12 protein-coding genes and 1 pseudogene are annotated in these 16895 nt (G+C 74.3%); 5 read left to right on the forward strand and 8 right to left on the reverse strand.

Annotation, left to right across the window (positions count from 1 at the left end):
* Both KM933_RS32470 and rho read right to left on the reverse strand, forming a co-directional pair.
* Positions 1–1138, reverse strand: a 1138-nt coding sequence (locus tag KM933_RS32470) for a D-alanyl-D-alanine carboxypeptidase family protein (RefSeq protein WP_221359044.1), incomplete at its 3' end; no start/stop codon positions are given.
* A gap of 211 nt (positions 1139–1349) precedes the next feature.
* Complete coding sequence (gene rho / locus KM933_RS32475) at positions 1350–2492, reverse strand: transcription termination factor Rho (protein WP_221359046.1); 1143 nt, start codon at positions 2490–2492, stop codon at positions 1350–1352.
* A 387-nt stretch (positions 2493–2879) separates the two neighbouring features.
* Between rho and KM933_RS32480 the strand changes: the two genes are divergently transcribed.
* Positions 2880–4091: a flavin-dependent monooxygenase gene (locus KM933_RS32480; RefSeq protein WP_221359048.1), complete on the forward strand. Its 1212-nt coding sequence runs from the start codon at positions 2880–2882 to the stop codon at positions 4089–4091.
* A 22-nt stretch (positions 4092–4113) separates the two neighbouring features.
* Here the strand turns inward: KM933_RS32480 and KM933_RS32485 are convergent, their stop codons facing one another.
* Entirely contained in the window at positions 4114–5697 is a 1584-nt protein-coding gene (locus KM933_RS32485; protein ID WP_221359050.1) for an alpha-amylase family glycosyl hydrolase, read from the reverse strand.
* Positions 5698–5837: 140 nt separating this feature from the next.
* On the opposite strand from KM933_RS32485, the gene KM933_RS32490 reads away from it, so the two are divergent.
* Together KM933_RS32490 and KM933_RS32495 are read left to right on the forward strand one after the other, a co-directional pair.
* Positions 5838–6572: a class I SAM-dependent methyltransferase gene (locus KM933_RS32490; RefSeq protein WP_221359052.1), complete on the forward strand. Its 735-nt coding sequence runs from the start codon at positions 5838–5840 to the stop codon at positions 6570–6572.
* Positions 6573–6799: 227 nt separating this feature from the next.
* Positions 6800–7891, forward strand: a complete 1092-nt coding sequence (locus KM933_RS32495) for a magnesium and cobalt transport protein CorA (protein WP_221359053.1) — start codon at positions 6800–6802, stop codon at positions 7889–7891.
* Between the two features lie 69 nt (positions 7892–7960).
* Here KM933_RS32495 and KM933_RS32500 read toward each other — a convergent pair whose 3' ends face one another.
* Positions 7961–10036, reverse strand: coding sequence for an ATP-binding protein (locus KM933_RS32500; protein WP_221359071.1), 2076 nt, complete (start codon positions 10034–10036; stop codon positions 7961–7963).
* A 171-nt stretch (positions 10037–10207) separates the two neighbouring features.
* Between KM933_RS32500 and KM933_RS32505 the strand changes: the two genes are divergently transcribed.
* Entirely contained in the window at positions 10208–11113 is a 906-nt protein-coding gene (locus KM933_RS32505) for an MEDS domain-containing protein (protein WP_221359073.1), read from the forward strand.
* Between the two features lie 104 nt (positions 11114–11217).
* Here the strand turns inward: KM933_RS32505 and KM933_RS32510 are convergent, their stop codons facing one another.
* A complete protein-coding gene (locus KM933_RS32510) occupies positions 11218–11796 on the reverse strand; it encodes a TetR/AcrR family transcriptional regulator (protein WP_221359075.1) in 579 nt (192 codons plus the stop codon).
* Between the two features lie 110 nt (positions 11797–11906).
* Between KM933_RS32510 and KM933_RS39905 the strand changes: the two genes are divergently transcribed.
* Positions 11907–14105 carry an MMPL family transporter gene (locus KM933_RS39905; RefSeq protein ID WP_260334491.1) on the forward strand — a complete coding sequence of 733 codons (2199 nt, stop codon included), beginning with the start codon at positions 11907–11909 and terminating at the stop codon, positions 14103–14105.
* A 42-nt stretch (positions 14106–14147) separates the two neighbouring features.
* Here the strand turns inward: KM933_RS39905 and KM933_RS39910 are convergent.
* The 3 genes and pseudogenes from KM933_RS39910 to KM933_RS32525 all read right to left on the reverse strand — a co-directional run.
* Positions 14148–14802 (reverse strand): annotated as a pseudogene (locus tag KM933_RS39910) (winged helix-turn-helix domain-containing protein); the annotation flags it as partial.
* Between the two features lie 36 nt (positions 14803–14838).
* Positions 14839–15807, reverse strand: coding sequence for an acetylxylan esterase (locus KM933_RS32520; RefSeq protein ID WP_221359077.1), 969 nt, complete (start codon positions 15805–15807; stop codon positions 14839–14841).
* 198 nt (positions 15808–16005) lie between these two features.
* Complete coding sequence (locus KM933_RS32525; RefSeq protein ID WP_260334492.1) at positions 16006–16605, reverse strand: Rv1733c family protein; 600 nt, start codon at positions 16603–16605, stop codon at positions 16006–16008.
* Positions 16606–16895 lie beyond the last annotated feature (290 nt).

Consider the following 16895-nt stretch of genomic DNA (forward strand, 5'->3'; position numbering starts at 1 on the left):
CGGCCCGCGGAGCGGCCGTCCCACCGGGCCCGGCCTGCGGACCGGCCGGCGGAGCGGCGTCGGGCCGGGCGGCCGTCGGGCCGGGGGCCGGCCGGGACACGGGACGCGGCAGGAGCGAGCCGACCGGTTCGACCCGCCCCGCCGCCCCGAAGCCCCAGTCGAGCAGCGAGCGCGCCTCCTCGTACACGGCCAGCCCGCCGCCCCGCCGGGGGTTCATCACCGTGACGACGAGGGTGTGCCCGCCCCGGCGCGCGGCGGCGACCAGGGTGCTGCCGGCCCCGGAGGTGTAGCCGTTCTTGATGCCGATGAGCCCCGGATAGGGCGCGACCCCGTCGGCACCGGTCAGCAGCCGGTTGGTGTTCTGGATCTCGTACTCCTGTCCGCCGGAGGGGAACTTCGCGTGGACGGTGGCGCTGTAGCGGACGAAGTCCGTGTTGCGGAGCCCCGCGCGCCCGAAGACGGCCAGGTCGTACGCGGACGACACCTGGCCCGGCATGTCGTAGCCGTCGGGCGAGACGACCCGGGTGTCGCGGGCGCCCAGTGCCTGCGCCTTGGCCTGCATCTGGGTGATCGTGCTGTGCCAGCCGCCGTTCATCCCGGCCAGTACGCGCACGGCGTCGTTGCCGGAGTTGAGGAAGACGCCGCGCCACAGGTCGGAGACCTGGTAGGTGTGGCCCGGGCGGACGCCGACCAGGCTGCTGCCGGAGCCGATGCCCGCCAGGTCCGCCTCGGTGACGGTGTGCCGGGCGGCCGGGGGCAGTGCCGGGAGGACGGTCAGCGCGAAGAGGGTCTTCAGGGTGCTGGCGGGCGGCAGGCCGAGGTGCGCGTTGTGTGCCGCGAGCACTTCGCCGCTGTCGGCGTCGGCCACCAGCCACGACCGCGCGGAGAGGTGGGGCGGTACCGCGGGCGCCCCCGGACGGGGCCGGACCTGGATCCCGGGACGGTGGAGCGTCGAAGGGGGCGGCTCGGCGGGGTCCGCGGCGGGGGCGGTGGGTGCGCTGACCGTCCCGACGCGGGAGCCACCGGCCGTGTCCGCCCCGCCGAGGGCCGCGGCCGGTCCCGGCGCGAGGGCGAGCGCCCCGGCGGCGCAGAGCGCGGAGCAGGAGACGACCGTACGGGCAGAGAATCGGATGGTCATCCGGCAAACGTAGGAACGCCCAGGTCGTGAGGCGTGCTGCCCCCGCCGGGCGGAGCCGGTGAACACCCGGATGCCGCAGCGGTCCTTCGCCGGCCGGCCGGTCGGCCGACCGGCCGGTCCGGGGGCGCGGCGCTCGCGGGAGCGCCTCGGCCGGCACGCCGCGAAGACCGGGTGCCGCGGCTCCGCGGGCTTCGCGGAGCCGTGCCGCGCGTCACCGGCTGCCCGGCACGGTCTGCCGGACCTGCCGCAGGAACGTCGCGTTGTCCGGGGTCCGCCGCAGCTGCTCCAGCACGGCCTCCAGGCCCGCCTGGCCGTCGCCGCGGGTGTGCAGCGCGCGCCGCAGACCTCGTACGGCCGTCAATTCGGCCGCCGGGACCAGGAGTTCCTCCCGCCGGGTGCCCGAGGGGGTGATGTCCACGGCGGGGAAGACACGGTGGGACGCGAGGGTGCGGTCCAGCCGCAGCTCCATGTTGCCGGTGCTCTTGAGTTCCTCGAAGTAGTGGTCGTCGGCGCGGGAGCCGGTCTCCACGAGGGCCGTCGCGAGGATGGTGAGCGAACCGCCCTCCTCGGCGAGGCGCGCGGCGCCGAAGAGCCGCTTGGGCCCCTGGAGCGAGGCCGCGTCCACACCGCCGCTGAGGGTGCGCCCGCCCGTGGCGGCCGCGTTGTTGTGGGCCCGGCACAGCCGGGTGAGCGAGTCGAGGAGGATCACCACGTCCTGGCCCTCCTCGACGAACCGCTTGGCGCGCTCCACGGCCAGTTCGGCGAGCGCGATGTGCTGCTTCGGGCTCTGGTCGAAGGTGGAGGCGAGCACCTCGCCGCGTACGGAACGGCGCATGTCGGTGACCTCCTCGGGACGTTCGTCGAGGAGCACCACCATGAGACGGCACTCGGGGTGGTTGCCGGCGACGGCGGCGGCGAGCTGCTGCAGCAGCACGGTCTTGCCGGTCCTGGGCGGGGCGACGATCAGGCCGCGCTGGCCCTTGCCGATCGGCGCGACCAGGTCGACGAGGCGGGTGGCCGCCCCGCCCGCGGGGTGTTCGAGGCGCAGCCGCTCGCGCGGGTGCAGCGGGGTCAGGTCGCGGAAGTGCGGGCGGCGCCGCGCCTCCTCGGCGGGGCGGCCGTTGACCAGCCCGACCTCGGTGAGGGCGCGCCGGCGGTCGCGTACGCCCTCGACGAGGTCGCCCGCGCGCAGGCCGTACCGGCGGATCAGCGCGGCGGGGACCTGGAGGTCGGCCGGTCCGGGGAGCAGGTTCCCGGCGCGCAGGTGGCCCTGCCCGCCGGAGCTGATGTCGAGTACGCCGCCGGCCGGCTCCCGCACGAGGGGGACGGGCGGACGTTCGAGTGTGGTGGTCATGAGGGTGTCCTTTCACGGACGGTCGCCCGGTCACGGGCTCCCGGGTCATGAGGGAAGGGAAGGGGAGGGGAGGGGAGGGAAGGTGCCGGGAAGGGGCGGTGTTCGCACGCCCCGCACGGCGGGATGCCGCACCTCCCACACCGCGCGGGAACGACGGGGCCACGGCTGTGACGCGGTGAGCGGTGCACGGGGAGAGGTGCTGCGGAGGAGCTGCGCGCCGGTCGGGAAGCGACGGGCGGATCAGCCGGAGGAGGTGGATCGGCACCGGCGCCCGAATCGGGCGTACACAAGTGCTGACGGCACTGTAGCACGATCCGGTACGGCGGTGGCGGACCGGTGTGGCGCGCAGCGTTGACAGCGGTGGCGCCCCGCGCCACGGTGGTCGGCATGGTGGCCGATGCGGGGACCGTCGAAACCGGTGCGGGGATCGTCGAACGCGTACGGGAACTGCGGCCGCTGATCCGGCGCAACGCGCTGCGCGCCGAACAGGAGCGGCGGGTGCCGGACGAGGTCGTCGCCGCGCTGACCGGTACCGGGGTCAACCGGATGAACGTCCCCCGCAGGTACGGCGGTCACCAGACCCCGCTGCACACCCAGGTCGACGCCTTCGCCGAGATCGCCGCCGAATGCGGCTCCACGGCCTGGGTGACACTGGGCCACTCGGGAGTCTCGTACATCGCGTCCCTCTTCCCCGACGAGGCGCAGGACGACTTCTTCACCGGACCGTGCGGCCCGGACGTCAGGATCGGCGGCACCCTCGTCCCCGGCGCCACGGCGGTGCCGTACGACGGGGGGTACCGGGTGGACGGCGCCTCGGCCTTCGCGACCGGCTGCCACCACGCGGACTGGCACCTGCTGACGGCCGCGCTCGTCCCGCCGGACGGGCGGGCCGGGGAGGGGCCGCCCGAACTGCTGTGGGCCGCGGTGCCGATGTCCGAGCTGGAGATCCTGGACGACTGGGACACCACGGGCCTCGCCGGTACCGGCAGCAACACCGTCGTGGCCCGGGACCTTCCCGTACCCGCGCACCGGGTGCTGCCGGTCGCGCAGATGCTCGCCGGGCGGATCCCGTCGAAGGCCAACGCGGACGACCCCTTCTACCGGATGCCGCTGCTGCTGGTGTTCTGCGCCTGGGCGGCGTCGGCGGCGCTGGGCCTGGGACGGGCGGCGATGGCGGAGTTCGGCGAACGCATCCACCGGCGCGGCATCACGTACACCTCCTACCGGCGGCAGGACGAGGCGACCGTCACCCATCTGCAGGCAGCCGAGGCGCAGATGAGGATCTCCGCCGCCGAACTGGTGACCGCCCGGCTGGTCGACGAGATCGAGACGAAGGCCCGCGACGGCGGCTCGTACACCCCGCGGGAGCGGGCCAGGATCCGCGCCGAGAGCGGCTACCTCACCCGGCTCTGCAAGGAGGCCGTCGACCAGGTCGCCTCGGCCGCCGGCGCATCCTCCCTCCAGCGGGACGTGCCCATGCAGCGCATCGCCCGTGACATCAACGCCCTGTGCCTGCACTCCTTCGTGAACCCCGTCACCAACCTGGAGATCTACGGCCGCGTGCTCTCGGGCGTCGACCCGGGCACCCCTTTCCTGTGACGCCTCCTGTGACGGCCCGCGACTACCGGAGCAGCTCGAAGATCCCGTACCCGAAGGCGTCGGCGCTGACCGTGCCGCCGTCGACGGTGACGCCCGACACCTCCAGGGCCCGGCCGGGCCGGAGGTCCCCGGCGGGACAACCGGCCCGCTCCTGCCGGGGGTTGACGACGACGAGGTACCGTCCGCCGCGTACGTGCACGAAGGGGTAGCCCGCGTGCACGACCTCCACCGAGCCGTGCGCCCCGAGCTCGGGCGCCGAGGCGCGCAGCGCGATCAGACGGCGTACCAGGTGCAGGAGGGACGTCTCGTCGGCGCGCTGGGCGGCGACGGTGGGGCGGTCGGGGGCCGGGTCGACCGGGAGGTAGGGGTGCTCGGACGTCGAGAAGCCGGCGTTCGGGCCGTCGTCCCACTGCATGGGCGTACGGGAGCCGGCGCGGTTGTACGAAGGGCTCAGCACGCTGCCCTCGGTGTCGGGGAGGTCCGGGACGTACCGCATGCCGATCTCGTCGCCGTAGTAGACGGCGGGCAGGGTGGGCCAGGTGAGCTGGAAGGCGAAGGCGACCGGGAGCTGTTCGGCCGAGCGGGGACCGCAGTTGAGGCGGGAGAAGTCGTGGTTGGCGGTGGGCAGGGAGATGAAACCGCTGTCGCCGAGAGCCGTCGACGCCCGCTCCCATGCCTCGACGAAGGGGCGCGGCGAGCCCTTGCCGCCCGGGTCGAAGAAGCAGTCGAGCGGGTCCCAGTCGGGATTGACGGTGCCGGAGCCGTTGCTCCACAGCGAGCGCAGCGCGAGGCCGTCCGTGGGGCCGCCGAACTGGAGGAAGAAGTCCGTGTGGAACCCCGCCGGGACGGACACCTCCGGGTCGCCCCACTCCGAGAGCAGCACGGCCTCCGGGTGCGTACGGTCCAGCCAGTGGCGCAGCTCCGTCCAGATCCTGCTCGTCTGCGCCTTGTCCGGGTCGTCCTTGACGAGCGACGCGGCCATGTCGACGCGGAAGCCCGACAGGCCGAGCCTCAGCCAGTGGTCCATGATCGTGCGCAGTGCCTCCCGGTTGGCGCGCGGGCCCTCCGCGTCCACCGGCTGGCGCCACGGCTCGGCCGGGTCGGAGCGCGCGTAACCGAAGTTGAGGGCGGGCTGGAAGGCGAAGAAGTTGGGCAGGTACGAGCCCGGCCGGCTGCCGGGGGAGGGTACGAAGCCGTCCGGGCGGCCCTCCGCCGCCCAGATGTACCGGTGGTCCGCCGGGTCGTCCGCCGCGGCCCTGAACCACGGGTGCCGGTCGGAGGTGTGCCCGGCGACCAGGTCGAGCAGTACGCGGATGCCGAGGCTGCCCGCCCGGTCGACGAGCCTCGCCAGGTCCTCGTCGGAGCCGTAGCGGGGCGCCACGTTCAGGTAGTCGGCGACGTCGTACCCGGCGTCCCCGAAGGGCGAGACGAAGCACGGGTTCAGCCAGACCGTGTTCACCCCGAGCCAGGCCAGGTGGTCCAGCCGCTCGGTGATGCCGGCGAAGTCACCGATCCCGTCGCCGTTCGAGTCGGCGAAGGACTGCGGGTAGATCTGGTAGAAGACGGCGTCGGCGAGCCAGGCGGGGGCGGGACGGAAGGAGCTCATGGGGCGGGTACGGCCTTTCCCTGGGCGGAGCGTCGGACACCTCGGTCCTGTCGGGTCGGTCCTGTCGAGGGTGACAGCGCCGGGGCGCCTTCGGAAGACCGACCCGTGGGCAGGACCCGGAAGCCCTATGCTGAGCGGCGATGTTCACCCCGCAAGGTCCCACGGTCCGCGAACTCGCCGTGCAGGCGCTGTCGTCCGTCGAGCACGGCTACGACCTGCTCGCACCCAAGTTCGACCACACGCCGTTCCGTACGCCGGAGCCGTTCCTCCGGTCGGTCACGCGTGCCCTCGAAGGCATCGGGCCGTTCGGGAGCGGGCTCGACCTGTGTTGCGGCACCGGCGCGGGCATGGACGTGCTGCGGACGGTGTGCCGGGAGCGCGTCACCGGCCTCGACGTCAGCACGGGCATGCTCGACGTGGCGAGGCGGCGGGAGGGCCCCGGCGGGCCGCCCGCCGGCTGGGTGCGAGGTGACGCCCGTGCCCTGCCGTTCGGCCCGGCCTTCGACCTGGTGGTGAGCTTCGGGGCGTTCGGGCACTTCCTGCCCCGCGAGCTGCCGGGACTGTTCGCGCAGGTCCACTCCGTGCTGCGGCCCGGCGGGCGGTTCGCCTTCCCGATGGTGGCCCCCGCCCGGCCCGGCTCGCGCGGCTACTGGGCCATGCTCGGCTTCGACGCGGCGATGCGGGTGCGGAACGCGGTGTGGCGTCCTCCGTTCGTCATGTACTACCGCGACTTCCGGCTCGGTGACGTCCGGCGGGAACTGGCCCGCGCCGGCTTCACGGTCGAGCTGTACGCCCTGCCCGAGTTCGGCCGCAGGCACGACGGCAGTCCGCGCTGCCGGATGGTGGTCGCCACCAGGACCGGGTCGCCGGCCTAGTCTCGGCTGCTCGGCTGCTCGACTGCTCGACTGCTCGACTGCTCGACTGCTCGACTGCTCGACTGCTCGACTGCTCGACTGCTCGACGGCTCCCGGCGTACGGAAGCCGGAANGGCTCCCGGCGTACGGAAGCCGGAAGAGGGCGGGGCGGGTTCACGGGTGGACGGGTGGACGGGGCACACGGAGACCGGTGGCACACTGGCCCGGTCACCGAAGGAGTCCAGCCAGTGCCCGTGATCCGTAACCTGAGCAGAGCGGTCCGCCGCGCCTACCGCCACACCGTGGACCTCAGCCATCCCGCGCGTTCCCCGCTCGGCAGCGCGGTGGAGAACTGCCTCGTCTACCAGGAGGGCGGACGGCAGCCCGGCGACTGGGCGCCGGCCGAGGCGGTCCGCCGGGCCCGCGGGGCCGGCCGGGACGGTTTCGTGTGGATCGGCCTCCACGAGCCCACCGCGGAGGAGCTCGCGGACCTCGCCGGGCTGTTCGGACTGCACCCGCTGGCCGTCGAGGACGCCGTCCACGCGCACCAGCGACCGAAGGTGGAGCGGTACGGCGACACGCTGTTCGCCGTCTTCAAGACCGTCCGGTACGTCGAGCACGAGCAGCTCACCGCGACCAGCGAGGTCGTGGACACCGGCGAGGTGATGGTCTTCGTCGGCCGGGACTTCGTGATCACCATCCGGCACGGCAGCCACGGCTCCCTCGGTCCGCTCCGCGAGGCCCTGGAGAAACTGCCCGACCAGTTGCAGAAGGGCCCCTCGGCGGTCCTGCACGCCATCGCCGACCAGGTGGTCGACGACTACCTCGTGGTCATGGACGCCGTGCAGAACGACATGGAGACCGTCGAGACCGCGGTCTTCGCCGAGCGCACCGCCCGCGGCGACGCCGGCCAGATCTACCAGCTCAAGCGGGAACTCCTGGAACTCAAGAGGGCCGTGGTCCCCCTGCACCGGCCGCTGTGGACACTCGCCCACGAGCCGCCGGCCGCCGTCTCCCCGAAGATCCAGCCGTACTTCCGCGACGTGGCCGACCACCTGGCCCGCGCCACGGAGCAGATCAACGCCCTGGACGGGCTGATCGACTCGGTCCTGCAGGCCCATGTGGCCCAGGTGACGGTCGCCCAGAACGAGGACATGCGCAAGATCACCGCCTGGGCCGCCATCGTGGCCGTACCCACCATGGTCTGCGGTGTCTACGGCATGAACTTCGACCACATGCCCGAACTGCGCTGGACGTACGGCTATCCCCTCGTCCTCGGTGTCATCGCCACGCTCTGCGTCGTCATACACCGGGGGTTCCGCCGCAACGGCTGGCTCTGAGGCCCCGCCCGGGCCGGCCGCTCACGGGTCCGGCCGCTCACGGGTCCGGCCGGTCACAGGTCCGGCCGCTCACAGGTCCGGCCCGTCCGGCGGGCCGTCCAGCGCGAGGTGTACCGCCGCCTCCGGGCTCAGCGCCCGGCCCTCGCGCACCGCTTCGGCGAACGCGGCGTCACCGAGGGCGGCCCGCAGCCGGCGTGCGTACTCCCTGCGGAAGACGGTCGTCTCCACGTCGCTGAGCTGGGGGAGCCCGGCGGAGTACCACAGGCGGGTGCCCGCGCCGAGCAGGCGGGCGGCGCGTACGGGCTCGCCGCCCGCCTCCTCCGCGGCGATCAGGAGGTCGGCGACGGCCGCCGCGCCGAAGCGGTCGTGCACGCGCCACTTGGCCGCCAGCGCCTCGCGCGCGGAGCGCAGCGTGTCCCGCGCCGGCCGTCCGAGCCCGATCCCGGCGAGGGCCACGAAGAAGTCGCCCCAGGCCCGCATCCACAGCTCCCCGCGCTTCGCGCAGTCGACGCGCAGCCGCTCCGCCACCACCGCGCACCGCTCGAACGCGCCCTGGCCGGCCAGCAGGTACGCCTGCACGGCCAGGGTCAGCAGCTGGAAGAACTCCGCCCCGCCCCCGCCCCCGGGCCCTCCGGTACTGCTGCCGTACAGCAGGGCGGACCGTGCCGACTCGCCGCGCACCGCGAGGCTCGCCCCCGTCAGCGGCAGCGCGGGAACCGGGAGACCGCGCTCCTGCGCCAGCCACACGTACGCCGCGCTCACCGACTCGGCCGCGTCCACGTCGTCCGGCGCGACCGTCACCAGGCGGTGCGCCCAGGTGGCCAGGGTGTGCCCGGGGACGTCGTCGGGCACCCGGCGCAGGGCCCGCTCCAGGTAGCCCCGCCCTTCCTCGGCGAAGCCGCACGCGAACCAGAAGTACCAGAGGGTCCCGGTGAGTTCGAGCGCCGTCCTAGGGTCGGGTGCCGCCAGCGACTCCTCCAGCGCGACCCGCAGGTTGGCGTGTTCCACACTCAGCCGCTCCGCCCACATCCGCTGGCCGGGGCCCAGCCACTCGGCCTCCCCCTGGCGGGCGATCCAGCGGTGGTAGTCGAGGTGGCGGACGCGCACGGCGTCCTGCTCGCCGAGGCCCTCCAGCCAGTCGGCGCCGAAGGTGCGGAGGGTGTCGAGCATGCGGTAGCGGCCTGTGCCGCCGTCGTTCTCGCGGGTGATGATCGACTTCTCGGTCAGCGACGCGAGCATCGCGAGGATCTCCTCGGCGTCCAGCGGGCCGCCGTGGCACACGAACTCGGCGGCCTCCACGTCCCAGCCGCCCGCGAACACGGACAGCCGGGCCCACAGCAGCCGCTCCAGCGGGGTGCACAGCTCATGGCTCCAGCCGATCGCCGTCCGCAGTGTCTGATGCCGGGCGAGCCGCGGCCGGGAGGGCGAGACGAGCAGGTCGAAGCGGGAGTCCAGGCCCCGCAGCAGGCGGTCGAGGGGGAATCCCCGCAGCCGCACGGCCGCGAGTTCCAGGGCGAGCGGGATCCCGTCGAGGCGGGCGCAGACGGCCGCGACGTCGGCCCGGTTGGCGTCCGTCAGCGTGAACGACGGCACGGCGGCCGCGGCGCGGGCCGTGAAGAGCGCCACCGCGTCGGAGTGCTCGCCGACCGGCAGCGGCGTCACCGGCAGGAGGTGCTCACCGGGCACGCCGAGCGGCTGACGGCTGGTCGCCAGGACGCGCAACCGCGGGACCTGCGCCAGCAGTTCCTGTACGACACGGGCGCATTCGTCGAGCACGTGCTCGCAGGTGTCCAGGACGAGCAGCAGGGGCCCGTCGTCGAGATGCTCGCAGACCGCCACCAGGAGCGGCCGCAGTGTCTGCTCGGCCAGCCGTGTCGCCTCGGCCACGGCGTTCGTGAGGAGGTCCGGGTTCTGCAGGTCGGAGAGTTCGACCAGCCACACGCCGCCGGGGAACGCCGTCCGCGCGGTGTGGGCGGCCCGCAGCGCCAGCCGGGACTTGCCGACCCCGCCGGGGCCGGTGAGGGTCAGGAGCCGTGTGGTGTCCAGCAGGGCGGAGATGCGCGCCAGTTCGGGTTTTCGGCCGACGAACGTGTTGGACTCGGTGGGCAGGTTGCCACTGTTGCCGTTGCGTACCGAGGCGCTCATCGCTCCCCCTCACCCGGCCGGTGGCCGCCACCCTAACGCCCGTCGGCGCCCGTGTCCGAGCCCTCGTCCGGGTGACCGGTAATCGAACTCGCACCGTCCCGCCGGGGCTGCGGAAGGCGTAGCGTGGAAGCGTTCCGGCATGCCGGGCGGGAGACTGGGGAGGTGCGGGAGATGGCGTCCGTGCCCGCGCCCACGAGGGTCGGCGAGATGCGCCCCGGGGACCATCTGCTGCTCGGTTACGAGGCGGACGAGGAGCGCGAGACCGTGGTGGCCGCCTTCCTCCTCGACGGGCTGGCCAGCGGCCACCGGGCTCTGGTGCTGGGCCCCTCCGACCTGCCCGCCGAACTCGCCCTCACCTTCCTGGAGTCCCGCGGCTGCCCGGTCGGCGGCGAACTCGCCGCCGGACGGCTGACGGTGGACCCGCACCTGTCGACGGCCGAAGGGCTGTGGGACCTCGACGAGGTGATCCGCCGCGAGACGCGCCGCGCGGTCGGGGACGGCTACCTGGGACTGCGCGTCAGCATGGAGATCATGCGCGAGCAGGCGGGCAGGGGGCTCAAGACCCTGCACGACAGCGAGCTCCTCCTGGAACCCGTCTTCGCGTCCCTGCCGGTCCTCGGCATCTGCCAGTACGACCGCCGGGTCTTCGGCGACCTCGAACTGGCCCCGCTCGACGCGCTGCACCGGGGGCGGGTCGCCGCGGACCTCGTCTGGCACGACGGACTGCTCTCCATCACCCGCACCTTCGCCCCGCCCGGTCTGGCGCTCGCGGGCGAGGTCGACGACTCGAACGTGACCGCCCTGGCCCGCGCCCTGCGGGACGAGACCGCCCGCGTACGGGCTCGCGGGACCACCGGCCCCGACACCCGGCTCGATCTGCGGGAGCTGGCGTTCATCGACGTCGGCGCGCTGCGCCTGCTGGTCTACACGGCGCTGTCCCTGCACGCGTCCGGCAGCGCCCTGGCCCTGCACGGCGTCGCTCCGCACATCCGCCGGCTGATGCGGGTCACCGGCTGGGACCGCATCCCCGGTCTGCGGCTCGACGAGGGGAACGTGCGGCAGAACGCCCTTCCCTGACCCGTACGGGACGCGGCCGCCGGGGGAGGGGCTGTGCCGGGTTTCCGGGCGGCGGGCGGCGGGCCTTTCGGCGGCCCCGGGAGGCCGCGGGCCTTCCGGGGCCTTCAGGAGGCCGGCCGCGACGGGAGGGTCGCGAGTCCGGCCCGCAGGAAGGCGATCGCCGTGTCGATGTCGGCCTCCTGGGCCCGGCGGCACACCTCGCCGATCACCGCCGCCGCGGCGGCGGCCGCCATGCGCGGCCCGAAGTCGTCGGGGGCGCTGCCCTGCTCCTCCGCGAGGATCTCCGCGCCGTCCTGGATGACCTCCGCCAGCCGCGCCCCGGCCGCCGCGCGCAGCGGCGGATTGAGGTCCAGCGCGCGGTCGGCGAGATCGTCCAGGTCGCTGCGGTGGGCCATCTCCTCGCGCAGCCAGCGCTCCAGCGCGTCCAGGGTCGTCAGGCCCGCCTCCCGGCTGCGCACCGCACCGCGCAGCCGGTCCGCGAAGGAGTCGAACTCCGACAGGGCCAGCTCGAGTTTGGAGGGGAAATACAGGGTGACCGTACGGGGGGAGACCTCCGCCGCCGTGGCGATGTCGGCGATCGTCGTCGCCTCGAACCCGCGGTCGGCGAAGAGCTCGTACGCCGCCCGGAGGATCGCCTCCCGGCGCCGCGCCTTGCTGCGTTCCCGAAGGCCGTCGCTCGTCATGACCGCACTTTACCACCCATAGCTAATTTACATTCAGATGTAAAAATGCTTTAGGGTGTAGAGATGTCGCGGTCCGACCGGGGCCCGCGGGAAGAGGGAGGAAGTCGGGCATGGCGTCACGCTTGTACACCTGGGGGCGGTGGGCGGTCCGCCGCCGGGGCAGGGTCCTGGCGGTCTGGCTGCTGCTGCTCGCGGTGGTCGGAGGGCTGGGCATCACCCTGCACGGCAGGACGAGCACCGAGTTCTCGGTGCCGGGCATCGAGTCCCAGAAGGCCCAGGACCTGCTGGAGCAGAAGTTCCCGACCGCCGCCGGCGGGGTGGCCCGGGTCGTGTTCGCCGCTCCCGAGGGCGGCGGACTCGGTGAGCCGGGGGCGGAAGAGGCCCTCGCCGCGAGTCTGAAGAAGGCCGCCGGGGTGCCCGGGGTCGTGAACGTCTCCGATCCGGCCAGGGCCGGGACGGTGTCGAAGACGGGCCGCACGGGCTACGCGGACGTCCTGTTCCGCCAGTCGGCCGACAACGTGCCCGAGACGTCCAAGGACGCCCTGTCGAAGGCGATGGAGCCGGCCCGGGACGCCGGTCTCGAAGTCGAGTTCGGCGGCTCCGCGATGCAGCCGAAGACCGAGGTCGGCGGCCCGGCGGAGATCGTGGGCGTCGTGGTCGCCTTCGCCGTGCTGGCCCTCGCCCTGGGCTCCCTGGTCGCCGCCGGCCTCCCGCTGCTGACCGCCGTCGTGGGTGTGGCGATCGGTGTGCTCGGCGTCCAGTTCGTCTCCCGCTTCGTGGAGATGACCAGCACCGCCACCGTCCTCGCCCTCATGATCGGCCTGGCGGTGGGCATCGACTACGCCCTGTTCATCCTCTCCCGCCACCGCGAACAGCTCGCCGATCCCGAGGCGGACGTCGAGGACTCGATCGCGCGGGCCGTCGCCACCGCGGGCGGCGCGGTCGTCTTCGCCGGCGCGACCGTGATCATCGCGCTGGCCGCGCTGGCGGTCACCGGCATCCCGTTCCTCACGGTCATGGGTCTTGCCGCGGCCGTGACCGTCCTGCTCGCCGTGCTCATCGCCATCAGCCTGCTCCCCGCGGTGCTGGGGCTGTTCGGCGAGAGGCTGCGCCCGCGCCCCCGCCGCGCCGGGCGCGCTCCCGCCTCCTGGGCCCTCGGCTGGGCCCGGGTCGTCACCGGCAAGCCCCTGATCGTCCTCCTGGTGGGCGTGGTCGGCCTGGTAGCCCTCGCGCTGCCCGCCCGCGACCTGCGCCTGGGACTGCCCGGTTACGCGTCCCAGCCCGCCGACAGCACCCAGCACAAGAGCTACGACCTGCTGAGCGAGGGCTTCGGCCCGGGCTTCAACGCGACCGTCACCGCCGTCGTCGACACCGGCGGGATACCGGCGGCCGAACAGACCGGGGCGCTCACCCGCCTGCGCACGTCCCTGTCCCGCGACCCCGGTGTGGCGGCCGTCGCCGAGCCCGTGTCCAACCCGGACTCCAGCCTGGCCGTCATCTCGGTCGTCCCGAGGACCGGCCCGGACGCCCCGGCCACCACGGACCTGGTGCACCGGCTGCGGGACAACGCGCCCGCCGTGGACAGGGCGGGCGGCACCCTCTACATAGCCGGTGCCACCGCCGCGGCCATCGACGTCGCGGGCAAACTGGCCGACGCCCTGCCGCTGTTCATCGCCATCATCGTGATCCTCGCGCTGATCCTGCTGACCATCGCGTTCCGCTCCCTGCTGGTCCCGGTCAAGGCCGCCCTCGGCTTCCTGCTGTCGGTCGCCGCGTCCCTCGGCGCCACCGTGTGGGTCTTCCAGGACGGCCACCTGAACGGCCTCCTCGGCATCCCCTCCGCCGGACCCGTCACCAGTTTCCTCCCCGTTCTCCTCATCGGGGTCCTCTTCGGGCTGGCCATGGACTACGAGGTCTTCCTCGTCAGCCGGATGCGCGAGCACCACGAGCACACGGGCAGCGCGTCCGAGGCCGTCGTCCAGGGCGTGGCGCGCAGCGGCCGGGTGGTCAGCGCCGCCGCGCTCATCATGGTCGCCGTCTTCGGCGGCTTCGTCTTCAACCACGACCCGATCATCAAGTCCATCGGCTTCGCGCTGGCCTTCGGTGTCTTCATCGACGCCTTCGTGGTCCGCATGACCCTCGTCCCGGCCGCCATGGCCCTCATCGGCCGCCGTGCCTGGGGGCTGCCCGGCTGGCTGGACCGTGTCACCCCCGACGTCGACATCGAGGGCGCCAAGCTCCCGCCGCGCGCCGCGGCGGGACAGGGCGACGAGCACCGGGAGGCGGTCGGGGTCCACGGCTCCCGCTAGCGGCTCGAACCGCTGGGAGTCCTGCTGGAGGCCGGCGGTCGCGCCGACCGCCGGCAGGGCGAACCCGCAGACCGGTGCGTCCTGTCCGGCGTCCACCACCAGGTCGGTGATCTCCAGCGGGCGGGCGTACTGGTCGTGCACCCGCCGGGTCACCCGGGCCGAGGCCGCGTCGCCCGGCCCGCCGACGGAGTCGCGGTGGTGCAGGGTCAGCCCCGCCCGGCGCATCCAGCCGTACACGCGCCGGAGCTGGGCCGCCGACGTGCCGTCCGCCCGGTCGCGGTAGCGGCCGAGTTCCGCCACCTCGGCGAGGGCGACGGCCGAGAAGGAGGTCAGGGCCGTCCGGCGCCCGTGCCCGCCCGGCCCGGCGCACTCGTAGCGGTGCGCCAGCGTCGGCCGCCGCGGGGCGAGTCCGAGCGCCGCCGCGTGCTCCGGCGGGGGAGCCTCCCAGACCGTGGTGGCGCGGCCGGCGGCGCAGGGACGGTCCGGGTGGGCGCCGAGCGGGAAACCCAGCGACGCCGGCCGGCGGTCCGGGCGGCCTCGCGTGGGTGCCGCGCCGGTCGGTGGGGACCAGCCCGTCCCGGCGCAGGGTGTCCAGCGCCTGCCGCACCGTCTCACGGCTGGCCCCGAACCGGGCCGCCAGCCGGCGCTCGCCCGGCAGCCGTTCGCCGGGCGCGATGGTTCCGTCGTGCAACGCCCCGCGGCCCGCCCCGGCCCGTACCGGCCCGCCCCGGCCTCAGAGGCGGGCCGGCAGCCAGGCCAGCTTGACCGCTTCCTGGTACGGCCCCCCGCCCTCGTGGTCGTTGAAGTCGTACACCTCGATCTCCTTGTCCGGGTGGCCCCAGGCGTTGAAGGCCGCGAAGACCGTCGACGGCGGGCACGTCTGGTCCTCCAGCGCCGTGGAGAACAGGGCGGGCGCCCGCCCGCGCGCGGCGAAGTGCACCCCGTCGAAGTACGACAGCGTGCGCAGCACCCGCTCGGTGCGCCCGCGGTGCGTCTTGAGGTAGTTGCCGATCTCCCGGTACGGATCGCGGTCCGTGAGCCTGGTCGCGCGCGGGTAGTCGCACAGGAACGGCACGTCCGGCGCGACCGCCGCCAGGTCCGGCACCAGGGCGCCCACCGCGATCGAGATCCCGCCGCCCTGGCTGCCGCCGACGACCGCCGTGCGCGAGGCGTCGACGAGCGGATGGGAACGGGCGGCCTCCACGGCCCGCACCCCGTCGGTGAACACCCGGCGGTAGTAGTAGTTCCCGGGGGCGTCGATGCCCCGCGTCATGAACCCGGGATAGGCCGGCACGCTCCCCACCGGGTCGGGCGTGTCACCGCCGCCGCCCCACGCCCCGCCCTGGCCCCGGGTGTCCATCACGAAGTGCGCGAAGCCGGCGGAGGCCCACAGCAGGTGCGTGTGCGCGAGGCCGCGCCCGCCGCCGTACCCGACGAACTCCACCACCGCGGGCAGCGGTGCGTCCGTCCCGGCGGGCAGGGTCAGCCAGCCCTTCACCGGGTGGCCGCCGAAACCGGCGAACGTGACGTCGTGCACGGTGACGTTCCGCAGGTTCGCCGCGACCGGCTCGAAACGGGCGTCCAGACCGTGCTCGCGCGCCTCCTCCAGGGTCTTCGCCCAGAAGGCGTCGAAGTCCTCGGGCTCGACGGACGCGCTGCGATAGTCCCGGAGCTGATCGAGGGGCAGGTCGAACAGGGCCATGGGGGGCCGCCTTCGCTACGGGGGAGGGTGCGGGCGATCACACGGTACGGGTGCGGTCCGGGAGCCGCCAGAGCCGTCTCCCGGCCCTTCCCGCCTGCCCGCTCCCGCCGGCCCGCGCGACGGAGGGCCGACTCCGCGCCGCCGCAGGCGGGTTCGTCTCCCGATGCGGCGCGCGCGGTTGCGCCGGCGGTCCGGTCGTCAGGCCCGGTGCCGGGTCCATTCCGGTCCCGTGCGGGCCCAGGCCCGTTCCCATTCGGCCAGCCGCCGGCGTGCGGCCACCCGGCGCACCAGGGTGTGCAGGGCCAGTACGCCGACCGCGGCCAGTACGGCACCGCAGGCGCCCACCACCAGCGCGTGCTGCCACACCACCGTGCCGCTCGTCGGGGCGGGCACGATCCTGTCCCGCCCGTCCAGCCAGACGTGGGTGTGGTCGCCGACCCGGGTTCCGGCGGCGACCCGGGTCGTACCGGTGTGCTCCCGCCCGTCCGGCCCGCTCCAGCGGACGACCACCCGCTGGACCGGCCGCCGGTCCCCCTCGGCGCCCGGCGCGGAGCCGGGTCCGCGTTCGACGACCTCGGCGCGCACCTGGTGGCGTTCGGCCCGCTGCACGGCCGCCGTCCCGCGCGCCCCGTCGTACGCCCACCAGCCCACGGCGAGCCCGGCCAGCGGCGCGCCCGCGCACAGCACCACGGCGACGACCAGGGCGGTCCACGCCTCCACCACGTCCGAGCGGCGGCGCAGCGGATTGTGCCGCTGCCTCAGCACCATCTCCCGCGTCCGCTTCTCCCTCGTGCGCATTGTCCTGCCTCCTCGCCCCTCACGGCCGCCCCGCCGGCCGTCCCGGCCCCTCTTCCGCCCGCGTCCTCGCGGTCGTACGCCGTCCGTGTGCCCCGCGGAGGCCGAACGGACCCCTTCGGGGGCCGGTTCGCCGCCTCCGTCCGAAAGGCTTGCGGTGCGAGCGCCGTCACGACCCCGCACGACCCCGCACGGGCCGCCCGTACGACCCCGTACGACGGGCGTGCGCGTGCCGCGACGACTGATCGGCGCCCCGTGTGGAACCCGTGTCCTCACCCCCTCGGAATCCCCCG

The organism is Streptomyces beigongshangae, from assembly GCF_019710745.1.
In the GTDB taxonomy this organism is placed as follows: Bacteria; Actinomycetota; Actinomycetes; order Streptomycetales; family Streptomycetaceae; genus Streptomyces; species Streptomyces beigongshangae.

Excerpts from the sequence above, each read along its gene's own strand:
- rho (WP_221359046.1), bottom strand. The coding sequence starts at position 2,492 with ATGACCACCACACTCGAACGTCCGCCCGTCCCCCTCGTGCGGGAGCCG.
- KM933_RS32480 (WP_221359048.1), top strand. The coding sequence starts at position 2,880 with ATGGTGGCCGATGCGGGGACCGTCGAAACCGGTGCGGGGATCGTCGAA.
- KM933_RS32485 (WP_221359050.1), bottom strand. The coding sequence starts at position 5,697 with ATGAGCTCCTTCCGTCCCGCCCCCGCCTGGCTCGCCGACGCCGTCTTC.
- KM933_RS32490 (WP_221359052.1), top strand. The coding sequence starts at position 5,838 with ATGTTCACCCCGCAAGGTCCCACGGTCCGCGAACTCGCCGTGCAGGCG.
- KM933_RS32500 (WP_221359071.1), bottom strand. The coding sequence starts at position 10,036 with ATGAGCGCCTCGGTACGCAACGGCAACAGTGGCAACCTGCCCACCGAG.
- KM933_RS32505 (WP_221359073.1), top strand. The coding sequence starts at position 10,208 with ATGGCGTCCGTGCCCGCGCCCACGAGGGTCGGCGAGATGCGCCCCGGG.
- KM933_RS32510 (WP_221359075.1), bottom strand. The coding sequence starts at position 11,796 with ATGACGAGCGACGGCCTTCGGGAACGCAGCAAGGCGCGGCGCCGGGAG.
- KM933_RS39905 (WP_260334491.1), top strand. The coding sequence starts at position 11,907 with ATGGCGTCACGCTTGTACACCTGGGGGCGGTGGGCGGTCCGCCGCCGG.
- KM933_RS32520 (WP_221359077.1), bottom strand. The coding sequence starts at position 15,807 with ATGGCCCTGTTCGACCTGCCCCTCGATCAGCTCCGGGACTATCGCAGC.
- KM933_RS32525 (WP_260334492.1), bottom strand. The coding sequence starts at position 16,605 with ATGCGCACGAGGGAGAAGCGGACGCGGGAGATGGTGCTGAGGCAGCGG.